Annotated in this window: 16 protein-coding genes, 2 tRNA genes and 1 riboswitch; of the genes, 6 read left to right on the top strand and 12 right to left on the bottom strand. The window is 47.1% G+C overall.

Going from position 1 to position 17742, the window contains the following annotated elements; all coding sequences use genetic code 11:
- Positions 1–482 precede the first annotated feature (482 nt).
- On the bottom strand, positions 483–2657 hold the full coding sequence (uvrD, locus tag BIW15_RS07365; RefSeq protein WP_023585906.1) for a DNA helicase II: 2175 nt from the start codon (positions 2655–2657) through the stop codon (positions 483–485).
- A 281-nt stretch (positions 2658–2938) separates the two neighbouring features.
- On the opposite strand from uvrD, the gene BIW15_RS07360 reads away from it, so the two are divergent.
- From BIW15_RS07360 to BIW15_RS07345, 4 genes are all read left to right on the top strand, one after another.
- Positions 2939–3199 carry a DUF2282 domain-containing protein gene (locus BIW15_RS07360; protein ID WP_005458571.1) on the top strand — a complete coding sequence of 87 codons (261 nt, stop codon included), beginning with the start codon at positions 2939–2941 and terminating at the stop codon, positions 3197–3199.
- 84 nt (positions 3200–3283) lie between these two features.
- A complete protein-coding gene (locus tag BIW15_RS07355; protein ID WP_015297496.1) occupies positions 3284–4150 on the top strand; it encodes a DUF692 domain-containing protein in 867 nt (288 codons plus the stop codon).
- On the top strand, positions 4147–4905 hold the full coding sequence (locus tag BIW15_RS07350) for a DNA-binding domain-containing protein (RefSeq protein ID WP_029850648.1): 759 nt from the start codon (positions 4147–4149) through the stop codon (positions 4903–4905). Before BIW15_RS07355 ends, BIW15_RS07350 begins: the two co-directional genes overlap by 4 nt.
- A 10-nt stretch (positions 4906–4915) precedes the next feature.
- Positions 4916–5371 (top strand): DoxX family protein, encoded by a 456-nt coding sequence (locus BIW15_RS07345; protein WP_077280750.1) that lies wholly within the window; start codon positions 4916–4918, stop codon positions 5369–5371.
- A 29-nt stretch (positions 5372–5400) separates the two neighbouring features.
- On the opposite strand, the gene BIW15_RS07340 is transcribed toward BIW15_RS07345, so the two are convergent.
- Together BIW15_RS07340 and BIW15_RS07335 are read right to left on the bottom strand one after the other, a co-directional pair.
- The gene (locus BIW15_RS07340) at positions 5401–5685 is read right to left on the bottom strand and encodes a hypothetical protein (protein ID WP_005458563.1); all 285 of its coding nucleotides are present in this window, start codon (positions 5683–5685) and stop codon (positions 5401–5403) included.
- Between the two features lie 91 nt (positions 5686–5776).
- Positions 5777–6970, bottom strand: a complete 1194-nt coding sequence (locus BIW15_RS07335) for a multidrug effflux MFS transporter (RefSeq protein ID WP_171901847.1) — start codon at positions 6968–6970, stop codon at positions 5777–5779.
- Between the two features lie 106 nt (positions 6971–7076).
- On the opposite strand from BIW15_RS07335, the gene BIW15_RS07330 reads away from it, so the two are divergent.
- Both BIW15_RS07330 and BIW15_RS07325 read left to right on the top strand, forming a co-directional pair.
- The gene (locus BIW15_RS07330; protein ID WP_005465075.1) at positions 7077–8018 is read left to right on the top strand and encodes a LysR family transcriptional regulator; all 942 of its coding nucleotides are present in this window, start codon (positions 7077–7079) and stop codon (positions 8016–8018) included.
- A 201-nt stretch (positions 8019–8219) separates the two neighbouring features.
- Positions 8220–10010: an aminopeptidase P family protein gene (locus BIW15_RS07325; RefSeq protein WP_077280749.1), complete on the top strand. Its 1791-nt coding sequence runs from the start codon at positions 8220–8222 to the stop codon at positions 10008–10010.
- A 179-nt stretch (positions 10011–10189) separates the two neighbouring features.
- On the opposite strand, the gene thiH is transcribed toward BIW15_RS07325, so the two are convergent.
- The 9 genes from thiH to BIW15_RS07280 all read right to left on the bottom strand — a co-directional run bounded on the left by thiH (position 10190) and on the right by BIW15_RS07280 (position 17701).
- Positions 10190–11317 carry a 2-iminoacetate synthase ThiH gene (thiH, locus tag BIW15_RS07320; RefSeq protein WP_077280748.1) on the bottom strand — a complete coding sequence of 376 codons (1128 nt, stop codon included), beginning with the start codon at positions 11315–11317 and terminating at the stop codon, positions 10190–10192.
- Positions 11318–11332: 15 nt separating this feature from the next.
- On the bottom strand, positions 11333–12100 hold the full coding sequence (locus BIW15_RS07315; protein ID WP_077280754.1) for a thiazole synthase: 768 nt from the start codon (positions 12098–12100) through the stop codon (positions 11333–11335).
- Between the two features lie 5 nt (positions 12101–12105).
- Positions 12106–12309 (bottom strand): sulfur carrier protein ThiS, encoded by a 204-nt coding sequence (gene thiS / locus BIW15_RS07310; protein WP_005497365.1) that lies wholly within the window; start codon positions 12307–12309, stop codon positions 12106–12108.
- Between the two features lie 79 nt (positions 12310–12388).
- Entirely contained in the window at positions 12389–13171 is a 783-nt protein-coding gene (gene thiF / locus BIW15_RS07305) for a thiazole biosynthesis adenylyltransferase ThiF (protein WP_025628044.1), read from the bottom strand.
- On the bottom strand, positions 13161–14495 hold the full coding sequence (locus tag BIW15_RS07300) for a thiamine phosphate synthase (protein WP_077280747.1): 1335 nt from the start codon (positions 14493–14495) through the stop codon (positions 13161–13163). The genes thiF and BIW15_RS07300 overlap by 11 nt, the downstream gene beginning before the upstream one ends.
- The gene (thiC, locus tag BIW15_RS07295; protein ID WP_025554103.1) at positions 14495–16435 is read right to left on the bottom strand and encodes a phosphomethylpyrimidine synthase ThiC; all 1941 of its coding nucleotides are present in this window, start codon (positions 16433–16435) and stop codon (positions 14495–14497) included. Before thiC ends, BIW15_RS07300 begins: the two co-directional genes overlap by 1 nt.
- Before the next feature lie 168 nt (positions 16436–16603).
- Positions 16604–16702, bottom strand: a riboswitch (TPP riboswitch).
- A 61-nt stretch (positions 16703–16763) separates the two neighbouring features.
- Positions 16764–17147, bottom strand: coding sequence for a fluoride efflux transporter CrcB (crcB, locus tag BIW15_RS07290; protein ID WP_005497358.1), 384 nt, complete (start codon positions 17145–17147; stop codon positions 16764–16766).
- 332 nt (positions 17148–17479) lie between these two features.
- Positions 17480–17556, bottom strand: a tRNA-Trp gene (locus BIW15_RS07285).
- 68 nt (positions 17557–17624) lie between these two features.
- A tRNA-Asp gene (locus BIW15_RS07280) sits at positions 17625–17701 on the bottom strand.
- Positions 17702–17742 lie beyond the last annotated feature (41 nt).

The following is a 17742-nucleotide window of genomic DNA, read 5'->3' as shown; positions in this document are numbered from 1 at the left end:
ATGGAATGCAAAACTGGACATTGAACGGAATCAATAGCGACTAGGATGGTTGCTACTAAGGACGGGAAATGGACACCTCTGGACGAGGCAAGGACTGAACATCAGGATGATGTCATGGACACCGCTCAGGGGACAAGTGATGAGAGCTAACGAGGATAGTTAGCAGACCAGGATAAGGTCATCAAGGACACCGCTAGGAAGGCGACGAAAGGATTAAGCTGAAGGAATACAGCACGCTATCAAGGATTCGATGCAAGGAGCACTTTTTAGTAGCTGGATTGCTGCGAGTAAGACTATAACCCCGATGGGCGCAAGCCCTCGGGGTTTTTCTTTTTCTGCCATTTCCGCCCGACCTGCCAAGCACAGTTGTCCCCATCTCAAATTCACATAAGGTACTTTGTAGGCTCCAGATACAACAAGAGCCGCCGAAGCAGCCCTTGAGTTAGTTTGCGAACAATGTAAGCTAGCTTTCGATAAAAACCTTACAGTTTCTCTAGTCTAGCGTAAGCAGTCACTAACCATTTAATGCCTTCACCATTGAACGCGATTTGAACGCGACTCTGTGGACCGCTGCCTTCAAAGTTGATAATGGTGCCTTCGCCAAACTTTGGATGCATTACGCGTGAACCAAGTGAAAAGCCCGTCTCGTTGAAGTTCTCTTTCACTGCAGTTTGGCTAAAGCGACCACTGCTTGCAGGTCGGCTGACTTGCGCTTTCATCCGCACTTCGTCCAGGCACGTTTCCGGCAACTCACGAATAAAACGCGATGGCTTATGGTACTTATCTTGACCATACAAACGGCGCATTTCCGCGTAAGTGATGTAGAGTTTTTGCATCGCGCGCGTCATACCGACGTAGCACAGGCGGCGCTCTTCCTCTAAACGCCCTGCCTCTTCCGCCGACATCTGGCTTGGGAACATGCCTTCTTCAACGCCCACCATAAACACCAATGGGAATTCCAAGCCTTTTGCACTGTGCAGTGTCATCAATTGAACTGCATCTTCAAATTCGTCGGCTTGCCCTTCACCCGCTTCTAGCGCCGCATGAGTCAAGAACGCAGTCAGCAGCGACATCTCTTCCGCTTCTTCTGGCTTCTCGAATTGGCGAGTTGCGGTCACCAATTCCTCCAAGTTCTCAATACGAGCCTTAGACTTTTCGCCCTTCTCTTGCTCATACATGGCAAACAAGCCAGAGTACTTGATCACATGGTCTGTTTGCTCGTGCAACGGCATCTCTAACGTGTCGTCTTCGAGTGCGGTAATAAGTTCGATAAAGCGACCTAATGCCCCAGCCGCTCGACCCGCGAGCACTTGTTCATCCAACATCGCAACGCTGGCTTCCCACATAGTGCAACCACGATCGCGCGCCGCACGGCGGATGGTTTCTAGTGTCTTGTCACCTAAACCACGAGTTGGCGTATTCACCACACGTTCAAATGCAGCATCGTCATTACGGTTGGCCATCAAACGCATGTAGGCCAGTGCGTCTTTGATTTCCTGACGCTCGAAGAATCGCATACCACCATAAATACGGTATGGTAGACCAGCTTGAATCAACGCTTCTTCCAGTACACGAGACTGGGCGTTGTTGCGGTACAGCATCGCTGCATCATTCAATGCTCCACCTTTGTCTTGCCACTCTTTGATTTTGTTAACCGCAAAACGGGCTTCGTCCAACTCGTTGTAAGCACTGTAAACCGAAATCGGTTCACCAACGACGCCGTCAGTCCACAGTTCTTTACCCATACGCTCAGTGTTATTGGCGATCAAAGTATTGGAAGCTTCCAAAATGGTCTTGGTGGAACGGTAATTCTGCTCTAGGCGAATGGTGGTTACGCTTGGGAATTCACGGGTGAATTTCTCAATGTTTTCGACTTTTGCTCCGCGCCAACCGTAAATCGATTGGTCATCGTCACCCACAATCATCACATGACACTCAGGCCCCGCCATCATGCGTAGCCAAGCGTATTGGATATTGTTGGTGTCTTGGAACTCGTCAACCAGAATGTGTTTAAAGCGTGCCTGGTAGTGCTCTCGGACAAACTTGTTATCGCGCAGTAGCTCATGAGCGCGAAGCAGAATTTCTGCAAAGTCGACCAAACCTGCACGGTCACACGCTTCTTGATAAGCGGTGTATAGCTGCAAGTAGGTTTTGGTCACAGGATCGTGGTAAGCATCGATATGTGCTGGGCGCAGACCTTCGTCTTTTTTGCCGTTAATCCACCAAGCCACTTGGCGTGCAGGCCACTGCTTTTCATCCAGATTTTGTGCTTTGATCAGACGCTTCAGTAAACGCTGTTGATCGTCGCTGTCGATGATTTGAAAGTCTTCCGGTAGCTTGGCATCAAGATAGTGCGCGCGCAAAATGCGGTGACAAATACCGTGAAAGGTACCATTCCACATGCCTGACGCGCTGCCCATCATCAACTCTTCAATACGGCCACGCATCTCCGCCGCCGCTTTGTTGGTAAAGGTTACCGACATAATTGAGAACGGAGACGCTTGTTCTACCGACATCAACCAAGCGATACGGTGAACAAGAACACGAGTCTTACCACTCCCTGCACCAGCAAGGACGAGCAAGTTTTCTAGAGGTGCTGCAACGGCTTCACGCTGTTTGTCGTTCAAACCGTCGAGTAATAGAGATGGATCCATCATGATGAGCTACTGGTTATTTATACATAAAAATAGATTATAACCTAAACAACTAGGGTGTGTTGAGACAAAACTAGATAAAAAGTTCGACGATTTTTTACTCATCTATTCAATCGGTTATGTAAATCAAACCATCAAAAAGCATTCTCCCAAACAATTTCCCTGAAAGTTTTTCACTCACCTTCCTATCTCTTAAGTTAAGCAAGCGGACAAAAACTGTGCATCTTAATCGCTCGTCTGCTTGCCCATCTCAACGTAAAGGAAATCATTCAGAGGAAATTATTATGAAAAAGTCGAATCTTGCTGTTACTGCTGCGGTTACTGGTCTACTAGCCCTTGGTGGCACTCTACTAACAGCAACACCTGCTGTCGCGGCAGAAAAAGAAAAGTGCTACGGCGTGGCAAAAGCGGGGAAAAATGACTGTGCGACGAAGAACAGCTCTTGCGCCGGCACGTCAAAACAAGACCACCAGAAAGACGCATTTGTGGTGGTTCCAAAAGGTCTTTGCGACAAATTGGCTGGCGGCAGCACCAGCGCATCTTAATTTCTCCGTTAATTGTTGTGGGCGTGTGATGGCTCAACTCACACCCCACAACCTCTTCTCATCCAGTTCGAAAAGGAGTTTCACGTGAAACACTACGATTTTCACCCTCTTGTTGGCGTTGGTTTACGGACTCCTCATTTGGACTTTTTTCAGCAACAACGCCCAGAACTGTCTTGGTTAGAAATTCACAGCGAGAACTACTTTCAACCCAATGCAGCCGAACGAAAATATCTACACACTTTGCGAGAGCAATACCAGATCAGCTGCCACGGAATTGGTTTGTCGTTAGGCTCTGTTGAACGCGTTAGCCAAGTACACCTAGCTCAACTGAAAGCGTTGATTGATGCCATTGACCCGATGTTTGTCTCTGACCATTTGAGCTGGAGTGAAAATGGTGGGCATTATTTTAACGACTTGCTTCCCCTACCATACACCGAAGAAGCACTGAACGTTTTTACTCGCAATGTGCTTGAAGTTCAGGATTATCTGCAACGCGAAATATTAATTGAGAACCCATCGAGCTATGTGAAGTTTCAACACTCGACGATCAGCGAGTGGGAGTTTCTCGCTGAAGTTCAGCAGCGCACAAGTTGCCGGTTACTGCTCGATCTGAATAACGTACACGTATCAGCCTTCAATCACGGCTTTGATTGCAATACCTATCTGTCCGCCATTCCGGCAGACAAAGTGGATGAAATTCATTTGGCGGGTTTCACCATCAAACAACTCGATAAAGGCGAAATTTGGATTGATACTCACAGCCGTCCCGTCAGCACGGAAGTCTGGAAGTTATATCAACACTGGGTCGAACAGTATGGTCCGCGCCATACCTTAATTGAATGGGACTTAGATATCCCAGCACCAGAAGTGTTATTGGCAGAAGCGGAAAAGGCCTCGCTCCTTCTCTCCCAAATTACCACCCCGCTTAGCGCTACGAGGAAAGCCTCATGAAGCTAGCCACCTTACAAAACCAGTTTGCGAAAGCGCTTCACTATCAGGCATTGGGCGATGACTGTGATATTGCGAGCGATCAGTTTACCGCTGACGAGCGCATGCAGATATATCGCAACAACTTTATCATCAGCTTGAGCGAAGTCCTTTCTGCTACTTATCCGATGGTTGAAGCGTTACTAGGGGAAACGTGCTTTGCTCAAATAGCACGCCAACATGTTTTAACGCACCCACTCCAAGAAGGCAGTGTTATTCACTACGGAAAAGACTTTCACCTCACTGTGATGTTGTTTGGTCAGGTCATGGCTCAAGCACCATACAGCCCAGAAGTTGCTCTCTTTGAATGGAACATCGACCTTGCTCGCCAAGCTCGTTATGAGCATCAAGCAGACACAGCCGTGCAACCGCTGACTGAATTACCACACGTACCAGAGTCGCAACATTCTCATTTAGTTTTCCACCTTCGTCCTGGGTGTAAGTGCTTTGATGCTCATTACGCGGTGTTTGATTTATTCGCAGCTGTTCGTACTCAACAATTCGATCAGCTCAACATCAACCAATTGCAACAAGGGGTGATCCGCATCGAGCCCGATGGTGAAGCGCAGTGTTTCGCGCTGGATGACGAAGCCTATCAATTGCTTGCCAGCTTGGAACAAAAGCAATGTTTGAGCGATATCCCTGAGCCGTTGCTCGCTCATCTTAATCACATCATGACGCTTGACCTGATTGAAGGTTTTACGCTGCAAACCGCGTAAGGAGGATACGATGACAGATTCTGTTAAAAGCCTGATTAGCCGCTACGACGAATACACCAACAGCTTACAAACTCACGCAATGCCGTTGTTGCTGCTGTTTTGCCGTTTATGGGTCGCTTGGGTGTTTTTTAATTCTGGCCTTATCAAAATTGCCTCATGGGATAGCACCCTGTACTTGTTCGAATTTGAGTATCAAGTTCCGTTGCTACCTTGGGAATTTGCCGCCTATTCAGGCACATTCGCAGAGCTAGTTCTTCCGGTCTTTTTAGCGATTGGATTATTTACTCGCCCTATGGCTGCCATGTTGTTTGTGTTCAACATTATCGCTGTCCTGTCCTACCCGCTACTGTGGGAGAAAGGTTTCCATGACCACCAACTCTGGGGGTTAATGATTTTGATTGTGATGCTGTGGGGAGGCGGTCCGTTTTCGCTCGACCGATTGCTAAAAAACAAATTCGTCAGATAGAAAAACCCCCGCGATTGCGGGGATTTCTTTTATTGCTTGTTTAGATAAGCCAGCAGTTCATCCGCTGAGATACCTTGTTGTGCGAGGTCTTTTGCTAATAGCTCAACTTGCTCGCCCTTGCGTGACTCAATCACTTGTTGAAATTGGTACACAATGTCACGCAAGATTGGTAGAGGTACTTGTTTTGCCGCACTACGAATGCGCTCGGAGCTTTGATTGCCCAGCTCATTAAGCAACTTACCAAACATCACCTTTTCTGGTGATTCTTCCATTTGCTCTAAAATACGAGCCATTTCATACGTGGTTAACGACATTACTTTTTGAATTCCATTATGGTGTCAGGAAAAGTGTGAACGACAAATATACACGCGTTACATACATTGGAAAATACTAAATTACACTGATTTACGCATTAGCGAAGCGAGCGTGCCAGCTCTTACCAGCCTTTGAAAATAGAATCACCAATGCTGGTAGCAATACCCACATATGAATAGCAATCAATGTTTGTGGATCAAACGGCAAACGCTGTAAGGTACCCACTAACAAACCAGAACCGCTCATTTGGAACAAACCGAGTAGCGCCGCGGCTGTGCCCGCTTTATCACCGAATGGTTCCAACGCCTTGCCCGCGGCGCCGCCAAGAATCAAAGCAAAACCAACGGACGACATAAAGATTGGCAGCATGAACGACAGCGCCGTGTTTTGGCCATTCATCACCAGCATCACCACACCAGCCAGAGCCAACGTCGAGATACCAACCACAAGCGTGTTGTGTGTGCCAAAACGTTCCATGAACTTCGGTGCCAACATACAGCCAGCGATGTTAATGACCGCGTTAATGCCAAACCAGAATGTGAACTCATTCATTGAAAGGCCCATGCCTGTCATCAATACCGACGGTGCTGACGTCACGTAAGCTAAGATAACCGCCATGGCCATCAAACATAGTGACGCGTGGAAAATGAAAGATGGCGTGCTCAGTACCGACCAGTAACGACTTACCTTGAATACCGCTTGTTTCTCGGTTGCAGGGTTGGTTTCCTTCATCATCAAGAACATCAACGTTCCTGAGACAACCGCAAAACCAGCCATAAAGCTGAAGTTTGCACGCCAATCGAATTGCTGTGTTAACCAGCTACCTAAGATTGGTGCCAGTGCAGGAATAAAGCAGATCGCACCATTAAGGTAGCTGATCATCTTGCCGCTTTTATCTGGGCCGAAAATATCGCGAACTGTTGCAAAGGCTGCTACCGATGTCGCACACGCACCTAAGCCTTGTAGCAAACGAGACATCAACATCCACTCTATATTTTGAGCACTCCACGCCAATAAAGCGCTCATTGCGTAGATAGTGATGCCGCCCAATGCAACAGTTCGACGTCCGAGTTTATCTGCCAAGGGGCCAGCAAACAGTTGGCCAACACCCATAGCAAATAGGAACCATGTAATCGTGTCTTGTGCTAGCGCATTGTCTACCTGAAAAGTTGAAGCGATAAGAGGTAACGCAGGTAGATAGATATCAATCGCAAGCGGACTGAAAAGAACCAAAAGGGTCAACAACGCCATTTGTTTTTTACTATTAGAAATATGGCTAGACACACAACACTCCAAATTGAACAAGAACTTTGCAGAGAGCTTAATCATCTGATGATATGAATGGAAATGATGTATAATCATGACCATTATTCCCCAGAGGAAATTCACCGTGAACATAGAAAAGCTCGCTCGTCTCGACCTGAACTTACTGGTCTGTTTTAAAGTGTTAATTGAAGAGCTTAACGTGACTCGAGCAGCGCATCGACTGTGCCTCAGCCAATCCGCGGTGAGCAAATCATTAGCCAAACTTCGCATTCAATTTGATGATCCATTGTTTACGCGTAACTCTCATGGATTAACACCAACACCACGTGCATTGTTCCTCAAACCGAAACTGGATCTGTTGATTAACCAATTAGAAGTGCTGACCCAGCCAGAAGAGTTTTCGCCCCAAAGCAGTGAATACCGCTTTCAAATTGCAGCCGTGGAAAGTGTCTACCCATTAATCTTGCCGCATTTCTTACCAGCGATTTTTCAACAGGCACCCGGCGTCACTATCAGCACGCATCCTTGGTCAGATAACACCTTCAAAATGTTGCAGCGTGGTGAGTTGGATTTGGGATTAACTGGTAAAGACATCGACATCAATGACGCAAAGCTTACCCTGCTGCCACCGGATGATATTTGCGAACTCGAAATCTATCGCGACCATCAGATGTGCATCATTCGTAAAAACCACCCCGCACTAAAACAGAAGTGGAACCTCGAAGCGTATCTCGCACTTCGTCACGTACAAGTGCGATGTGATGGAAACGACCGTTGGTTGTTGGACTATCGTTTAGCGGACATTGGCGCAGAGCGCGATATTGCAGTCACCGTTCCAGATTTCAATAGTGCTGCTAGCTTGTGTTCTTACACCGACTTCATCTTTACCGCGCCGAGCCATTTTGTGCAACTGGCTGCCAAACAGCTCGACTTGGTGGTCTTGCCATTGCCGCTTGAATTCCCGCCCATGGCTTACACTCTGTTTTGGCACAGAGACAGAGAAAACGACCCAGCCTTGAATTGGCTGCGCACGATGATCACGCAAAAAACCGATCACCTTAGATAAAAATGTCGGACGCAATTTGCGCTTAGCGGTTAAAATGAGTAGCTTAACAGTCGATAGTCCTTTTTGGCTCATCTATGGCCTGTTGTACCCAGACTTAAACGTCATCTTGCTACGGCGTTTAACTCAATCACTGCACGAAGCAGAAGGAAACAGCTCCCACACCTGAGCATGAAGGAGCGGTAATTTGAAGGAATAAAACAGATGCACAACGATACCCTAAGCCGCGTGAACGCAATTCGCGAATGGCTTACTCAACACAACATTGATGCCCTACTGATCCCTCATGAAGATGAATACCTGGGTGAATATGTCCCTGCGCACAATGAACGCCTCCATTGGCTAACCGGATTCACAGGCTCTGCAGGCGCAGCCGTGATCACACAAGACAAAGCCGCGATTTTTGTTGATGGCCGCTACACCGTTCAAGTGACCAAACAAGTTCCTAGTGAGTTGTTTGAATATCGCCACCTAATTGAAGAACCGGCATTGGATTGGATTCAAGACAATCTAACCACAAATGCGTCCGTGGCTATCGACCCACGCATGCACAGTTCAGCTTGGCTAGATATGGCACAAGCAAAACTGGCCGGAAAACTTGAGCTGAACATTCTCTCCAGCAACCCAATTGATGAGCTGTGGCATGACCGCCCTGCACCAGTGGTTTCTGACGTTCGCCTCATGCCAACAGAAGCCGTTGGTCAATCAAGCGAAAGTAAGCGTAAAGAGATCGCTCAACTGGTAGCAAAAGCCGGTGCAGACAGCGCAGTCATCACAGCACTTGATTCTATTTGTTGGCTATTGAACGTACGTGGCTTGGATGTATCGCGTTTGCCAGTTTTACTGTCGCATGCGATTCTTCATGCCGACTCAAGTGTGGAGTACTTCCTAGATCCCGCTCGCTTACCTGCTGAATTTGCAGCGCACGTGGGCACTGGTGTGACGGTTCATCATCCAGAAGCACTTCAATCTCGCCTTGAAGCCATGTCTGGCAAAAAGGTATTGCTCGACCCAGCAATCAGTAACGCATGGTTTAAGTTAGTTCTGCAAAATGCGGGCGCATCGGTTATTGCTGCAGCCGATCCATGTTTAATGCCAAAAGCCGCGAAAAACGAAGTTGAGATTGCGGGCATGAAAGCCTGTCATATCCGCGACGGTGTAGCGATGAGCAAATTCCTTTGCTGGCTAGATGCCGAAGTGGCTGCAGGCAATCTTCATGATGAAGCTACACTGGCTGATCGCCTAGAAGCATTCCGTAAAGAAGACCCAACGCTGATGGATCTGAGCTTTGATACCATTTCTGCGGCAGGCGGCAATGCTGCTATGTGTCACTACAATCATGAGAACCAACCTGAGCCAGGTAAGCTAGCGCTGAACACACTTTACCTTGTTGATTCAGGCGGTCAGTACCTAGATGGCACAACCGACATTACACGCACCATCGCGATTGGTCAGCCATCAGCAGAAATGATCAAGCAGTTCACTCTCGCGCTGAAAGGTCATATCGGTGTAGCACGTGCCCGCTTCCCGAAAGGCACTCGCGGTTACCAAATCGATACATTGGCTCGCCAACATCTTTGGGCAGAAGGTTATGACTACGACCACGGCACTGGCCACGGTGTAGGTCACTTCCTAAGTGTGCATGAAGGTCCGGCAAGCATCTCTAAGAAACAAATTGATGTGCCGCTAACTGAAGGCATGGTGCTATCAAATGAGCCTGGCTACTACCGTGCAGATGCGTTCGGTATCCGTATCGAGAACCTAGAACTCGTAGTTGAAACACCGACTAACGGCGACTTCCCTGTTCTATCATTCGAATCCTTGACGCGCTGTCCAATCGACAAACGTAACATCAATGTCGATATGCTGACTCGTCCAGAACTTGCTTGGTTGAACGACTACCATCAAAAAGTATGGGAACAAATCAGCCCGCTTGTTGAAGGCGAAGTAAAAGAATGGCTACGCGAAGCAACTCTGCCGTTAGCCCACTCTTAAACAAAAGTGCGAACTCTATTAAAGATAAAATAGAAAAGGCTCTCTACTTTGAGAGCCTTTTTTAGGGCTAAATTCGTAAATCGCATTCCATAAATCACATCCATGAAACTCAAAGCTAAGCGTTCATTCAATCACAATGTTTCACGTGAAACATGCCAATGACACAGTAAACGCCTCGGTTAACCTGAGTAAGCTGAGTGCCAATCACGCCAGACCGGGTCGAAACCTTTCGCTCTGATCATGTCTTCTACCGATGCCGCGCTACGCTCGTCACTGATTTCGAACTGTTCCAGTTCCACCTCTTCGGTCGCATAACCACCGGGTTGTGTTTTCGATGCCGCAGACATACTCGTAATGCCTAACGGTAATACATTGTCGCGAAACTGCGGTGATTCGCGCGTCGACAATGACAACTCCACTTCCGGATTAAACAGCCGATAGGCGCAAATCAATTGCACCAACTGCTTATCCGTCATGACGGATTTCGGTTGTAATCCCGACGCAGGTGCATTACCGGCACAAGGGCGTAAACGAGGAAAAGAAATCGAATAACGCGATTGCCAATAAGTACGCTCAAGGTAATCCAGATGCGCAGCAGCAAAAAAGCAGTCGGTGCGCCACTCTTCCAAACCAATCAAAGCGCCAATACCGATTTTGTCGATCCCCGCCTTTGCCAACCTATCAGGCGTTTCAAGCCGGTATCGGAAATCCATTTTATTGCCACGCAAATGATGCTGAGCATATGTTTTGGGATGATAGGTTTCTTGATACACCATCACCGCATCAAGGCCCAATGTTTTCAGTTCAGCGTATTCGTCCTGATCCAACGGTTGGACTTCCATCGCTAAATAGTTAAATCTCTGCTTGATCATTGGCACCATTTCGCGAAAGTATTTCATCCCAACTTTGGTCTCATGCTCACCCGTTACCAGTAACACGCTATCGAACTTCATTCGCTTAATCGCATCAATCTCCGCCTCAACTTCGTCCCTATTCAGCGTTCTTCGCTTTATGCGGTTCTCCATAGAGAAGCCACAATAGGTACAAGCGTTGGCGCAAAGATTAGAGAGGTACAGCGGGATATACAGCGACATAGTGTTGCCAAAACGCTTACGCGTCAGCGAATAAGATAGCTTTGCCATCTGCTCTAAGTACGGTTCAGCTGCAGGAGAAATCAACGCTTTAAAATCTTCCAAATCTCGTTTGGGGTTTGCTAGCGCCCTTTCCACATCCTGCGCCGTTTTGGCATAAATCGACATGGATATGTCATCCCAATCGAGCTGCTGAAAGCGATCATAAAAGCTCATATTGAACCCTCACTTCTACAGTTCATCGAGAAAAGCCGTTAGCGGACTGGAAGCAACGGCATGAGAAACTTTCCCTGCAAGCCCAGCTTCATAAGCCATACGACCTGACTCGACTGCCATCTTGAACGCTTTCGCCATCGCAACGGGATTACTTACGGCAGCGATGGCCGTATTGACCAACACGGCATCCGCGCCCATTTCCATCGCTCTTGCCGCATGTGAAGGCGCACCAATTCCCGCATCCACGACAACAGGTACGTTCGCTTGGTCAATAATGATTTCTAGAAAATCGTGCGAAGCGATACCTTTGTTCGAACCAATCGGCGCACCCAATGGCATCACCGCAGCACAGCCAACTTCTTCCAGCCGCTTACATAAAACCGGATCAGCATGGCAATATGGCAACACAATAAAGCCATCTCGCACGAGCTGCTCGGCAGCGGCTAAGGTTTCTATCGGATCAGGCATTAAGTATTTTGGGTCGGGATGGATCTCCAGTTTGACCCAATTTGTGCCCAACGCTTCGCGAGCAAGCTGCGCAGCAAAAACAGCATCTTTGGCATTTTTAGCGCCAGAGGTGTTCGGTAGCAAATTCACACCGGCGTGAATCAGAGGCTGCAAAATGTCATCTTGCTGATCATGTACATCCACACGTTTAAGCGCCATCGTCGCGAGCTGTGAACCTGAAACCTGGATGGCTTCGGCCATTAAACGGCTATTAGAAAATTTACCTGTTCCTGTGAACAAGCGTGATTTAAATTCTTTATCTCCAATTTTCAGCATCGACATTATCCCCCTGCGATGGCTTGAAACAGAGAGATGCTATCTCCCTCAGAAAGTACCGTACTCGCCCATTCGCTACGCGGCACCACTTGATTATTAATGGCAAAAACACAGCCCATTTCAGGCAGAGAAAACTGGGTAATGATTTGCTGTAGGTTGGCTTTACACTCGACCAGCTGAGCTTGGTCGTTAATAGCGATAGTTATCACGTTACCTCTCTCCTTTAACAAAGGAACGCACAAACGAACTTGCTGCGAATTGATTTGAAACTGTCATGGCGGTCATCTCTTAACTGCTCATTTGTGCAAGATTATTGTCACCACAAACCTGACATTGCTTGTCTTTGGTTATAGACATGGTCTGCCAGTTCATCCGCAGTCCATCAAAGAGGTGTAACTGACCACACTCAACATGAAAGCTATCTATCGCCAACTTTTGAATAGCAGCGAGAGCTTGGTAGTTCCCCAGAGTGCCCACCACCGGGCCGATAATGCCGGTTTCGCTGCACGTCATTGTTTGCTGCAATTCGTCAAATGGATACAAGCATCGATAGCAGCCTGAATTTGATGGTTTGTCTGAGTAGTCAAAAACAGCAAACTGCCCTTGCCAACCAATCGCTGCCGCCGATATCAGAGGTGTATTTTGCTCATAACAAACTTGATTGATCAGCTGCCTCGTTGGCAGGTTGTCACTGCAATCCAACACCACATCCGCCAACATGACTTCGAGTTGTAACTGAGCTTGGTCGAGACGCTTGGTAATCGTGCGTACCTGAATCATTGAATTGAGATGACGAAGCTGCTGAGCCATCGCCTCGGTTTTCGCCAGTTCGATGTCGCCTTCACGATAGATAACCTGGCGCTGCAAATTGCTGCTGTCGACACGGTCATCATCAATCACAACCAATTTACCCACGCCAGCAGCCGCGAGATACAAACTTGCTGCACTACCCAACCCACCACAGCCGATGAGCAATACATGAGATTGACCAAGACGAGCTTGGCCCGATTCTCCGATTTCAGGTAACGAAACTTGACGCTGATAACGAATGAATTCTTGATCAGTAAGCACGATAGTCCTCCATGACCAATGACGTGCTCGTTGTGCTCATCAGTTGATCGAAAAACTCAATCACTTGTTTCGGCGATTCGGACAAGGTAATCGCACGAACCACCGCTAAACTGGACACGCCACATTGCCAAACTTGATCCGCGTTTGATTGGTCAATGCCACCAATGGCTACAGTTGGATAGCCAACACTTTCACCATACGGAATGCTATCGATCAGCTTTTGATACAAGGCTAAGCGAACCAAACCTTGCGGCTTGGATGGCATTTGTTTGGTGGTGGTCGGAAAGATATGCCCCAGCGCAATGTAGCTTGGATTAATTTGGACGATACGCAGAAGTTCATAATAACCATGGGTTGATAGACCTAAGCAAATACCTGCGGTGCTCAACTGGCTCAAATTGGAATCTTCGATATCCTCTTGACCAAGATGAACCCCGAACGCGCCATGCTTTATTGCTAGTTGCCAATAATCATTAATAAAAACTTGAGCGTCATACTGACGACCGAGTTCAATTGCGCGTGCAATCTGCTGTTCTAAGTCTGGCTGATAGGGGTCTTTGATACGTAGTTGAATGGTTTTGATGCCCAATGGCAACAACCGTTCAATCCAACTGACGTCGTCCACGACCGGATAGAGCCCCAAACTCTGTTTGCTCAGATGAGGAAAGTTAACCGACTGTCCGTGTGATGACCAACCTACTTTGATGCCTAAACGACAATCTTCTAAGACTGGTGTAGGAAAATCAGCAAACTGAGACGCCCACTCCTGCTTAACCATTGTTTCACCATTAATGAGTGTTTCACGTGAAACATTCGTCATTGGGCGCGCTAAGGTTAAAGCATCTTCAATAGGGAAATCGAGAGCAAGCAGCGTTACTGTCCACGCTAAGTGTTGATCGGTTTGAAGAGTTGTAGTTCTAGAAGTAGAAGTAACTGACAGAGCTCTTATTTCATCATTAACCGGATGGCGCCAGATATCCAACACGTCTGCGCTTGTCGTTTTAACAGAATCATCGTGCTTAGACTCTATGTCTTCAATACCAATAAAAATGGCCGAGGATGGTTGTTGGCGACATTCTGAAACCGATAGACCTGATTGGTAGTAAAGCACAAAATCGGCAGTCTCTGCTTCCTCACATACGTCAATCAGATCGGTACCTACACGAAAGGTATTTTGCCCAAGAACAAGTTGAATAAATTGAGTCGGGCTTACGCCCAACTCAATCTCATCAATACTAAAACCCTGTTCTTTCGCCAACAATAAACACTGCTGAACAGATCCTGTCAGCGGAATTAACGACGATGGAATAAGGATTTTAGCCATTACTCATCCGCCTCGGCGTGCACGGCTGGGTGATAAAGCTCCGAGCCTGTCGCACGAAACTCTTCAGACTTCTTACGCATGCCTTCCAGCGGGTCATCTAACATCTTGATAGAAATCGCCTGATCCGCGGCAACTTGCTCTGTATCTTTGGCATACTCCCTGACTTCTTGAGAAATCTTCATTGAGCAGAATTTAGGGCCGCACATTGAGCAGAAGTGCGCTACTTTTCCAGACTCTTGCGGTAGCGTTTCATCATGAAATGCACGTGCCGTATCGGGGTCTAAAGCGAGGTTAAATTGGTCTTCCCAGCGGAATTCAAAACGCGCCTTTGATAAGGCATTGTCACGAACTTGTGCTCCCGGATGCCCTTTTGCTAAATCCGCAGCATGCGCAGCTAGCTTGTAGGTGATCATACCGGTTTTAACGTCTTCTTTATTTGGAAGCCCCAAGTGCTCCTTAGGGGTCACGTAACACAACATAGCGCAGCCATACCAACCAATCATCGCCGCGCCAATACCGGATGTAATATGGTCATAACCCGGAGCTATATCTGTCGTTAGAGGACCCAAGGTGTAGAACGGCGCTTCATGACAGTGTTCCAACTGTTGGTCCATATTCTCTTTGATCATGTGCATTGGAATATGGCCAGGGCCTTCAATGATGACCTGTACATCATATTCCCATGCGATTTTCGTCAACTCGCCGAGCGTACGCAGCTCTGCAAATTGCGCTTCATCGTTCGCGTCTGCAACCGAGCCAGGACGCAAGCCATCACCAAGAGATAGAGCGACATCGTACTTCGCACAAATTTCACAGATCTCGCGGAAATGGGTGTATAAGAAGCTTTCTTGGTGATGCGCTAGACACCACTTAGCGATAATCGAGCCACCACGCGAAACAATCCCCGTCACTCGTTTCGCCGTCATTGGAACATAGCGAAGTAGTAAACCAGCATGGATAGTAAAGTAATCAACCCCCTGCTCTGCTTGTTCGATTAACGTGTCGCGCATGACTTCCCAATTCAGGTTCTCAGCAATGCCATTTACTTTTTCCAAAGCCTGATACATAGGAACCGTACCAATTGGCACCGGGCTATTGCGTAAAATCCATTCGCGAGTTTCATGAATGTTACGGCCGGTAGAAAGGTCCATCACGGTATCGCCACCCCAACGTGTCGCCCAGACAAGTTTTTCCACTTCTTCTTCGATTGAAGACGTGACCGATGAGTTACCAATATTGGCATTCACCTTAACTAAGAAGTTACGGCCAATAATCATTGGTTCAGATTCTGGATGATTGATATTCGAAGGAATGATGGCGCGACCTTCTGCAACTTCTTTACGAACGAATTCTGCAGTAATGTCTTTAGGTAGATTTGCACCGAAGCTTTGACCAGGATGCTGCTGAGTCAGCACGTCATCGCGATATTGAGCGCGACCCATGTTCTCACGCAGTGCAATGTATTCCATTTCCGGAGTAACAATGCCTTTGCGAGCATAGTGTAGTTGAGTGACGCATTTTCCGGCTTTAGCTCGTCGAATACGTGGTAAGTTGCCATAACGCAAATCATCTAAGGTTTCATCGTCAAGACGCTCTTTTGCGTAAACAGAGCTCACATCTTCAAGGATTTCAGTATCATTGCGTTCTTCAATCCACCCTTCTCTAAGCTTTGGTAAGCCATTGTAAAGGTCGATAGAGTGATTTGGGTCAGTGTATACACCAGAGGTGTCATAAACACGTACTGATTCGTTTGACTCGAAAACAGGAGCCTCTTTGGTGCCACCAATTAGGCTATCAGCCAAAGAAATTTCACGCATTGGCACTCGGATGTCAGGACGAGAACCCTCTACATACACTTTGGTTGAGTTTGGGTACGGCTGTACCGAGAGAGTATCAATAAACTGTTTTGCTTCCAGTCTCGCTTGTTTGCGACTCGACATAGCATTTTTCCTTGCTTGTTATTCTAGATAAAAAGTATTGGGATAAAAATGCTTGGCGGATAGATGCGACAAGAGGGGTCGAATTATGGACGATTAGAGTTCAGGTGCTCACTCTTTGTCTATTACTGCATTCGACGTTTTGATAGGTTAGCCAGACGTTGTCTGGTGTAGGTATCTTCTCTTGTTCCCTTCGCAGATATTAATCTGATCAGGTTCAACGGATCCCGAATTAACGGTCTCAGCCTTATGGCACTCCGACAAGTGAAGCCAGTATATAAAAATGGCTTGGTTAAACCAAGCCGACCTGATTACATTTTCGTTACTTTTGCTAGCTACGCATCAATAATTGGAAACCGATCCAAGCCGCCGAGATACTCAGAACAACATTCAATAAGATGTTTAAACCCATTTTAAAGAACGCACCTTGCTGCATAAGCAGTACGTTATCCATAGAAAATGTTGAAAAGGTGGTAAGCGCACCAAGGAAGCCTAAGCCAATCACTTGTCTCCATGGTTCAGTTGCTAATATTTCACTTTCAAATGCAGCAATGAGCAACCCCATAATGAAAGAGCCAACAACGTTAACAGTCAACGTACCGTAAGGGAAACCCCGTCCGAAAAGTAAGACACAAAACTCAGACACTAAATATCGAGAACACGCACCGATTGCCCCACCGAGTGCGATAAAGCCTAAAATAGAAAACTGCCCCATAATTCCCCCAATAAGTTCTGATGATATTGTAATCAAAATCGCTCGGCTATCGGTAACACAATCTTAGAATTCGACAATATAATCGCTTTAAAACCACTGAAATATTTAAAAGTTACAAGAGTCACTTTTACATACGTTCCAAGCAATTTTTCATAGGAAGAACCCTTACGGGAATTTGCCGTTTAGATAAAAATATCTCGTTTAAGTACTACTTGAAGAAAATGCTGATTCACATTTTATTGAAAGAGAAATAATAACGGTATGGAAAGATCTCTTCAGCTCAGATCTGCAGATACAAAAAAGCCCCAGTCTTTCGACTGAGGCTTTAAATATGGCAGGGGTGGAGAGATTCGAACTCCCAACACGCGGATTTGGAATCCGCTGCTCTGCCAATTGGAGCTACACCCCTGTAGTATCTACAGTTTATCACATTGTAGATTCAAAAAAACCTCGCAAAAGCGAGGTCTTTGAAATAAGTGGCGGAGCGGACGGGACTCGAACCCGCGACCCCCGGCGTGACAGGCCGGTATTCTAACCAACTGAACTACCGCTCCGCACTGGTTAGACCTAAGTCTAAATTAAAAGCCTGGCGATG

Source organism: Vibrio sp. SALL6 (assembly GCF_002002385.1).
Lineage (GTDB): Bacteria > Pseudomonadota > Gammaproteobacteria > Enterobacterales > Vibrionaceae > Vibrio > Vibrio parahaemolyticus.
This window is presented reverse-complemented; position numbering and strand designations above follow the sequence as displayed.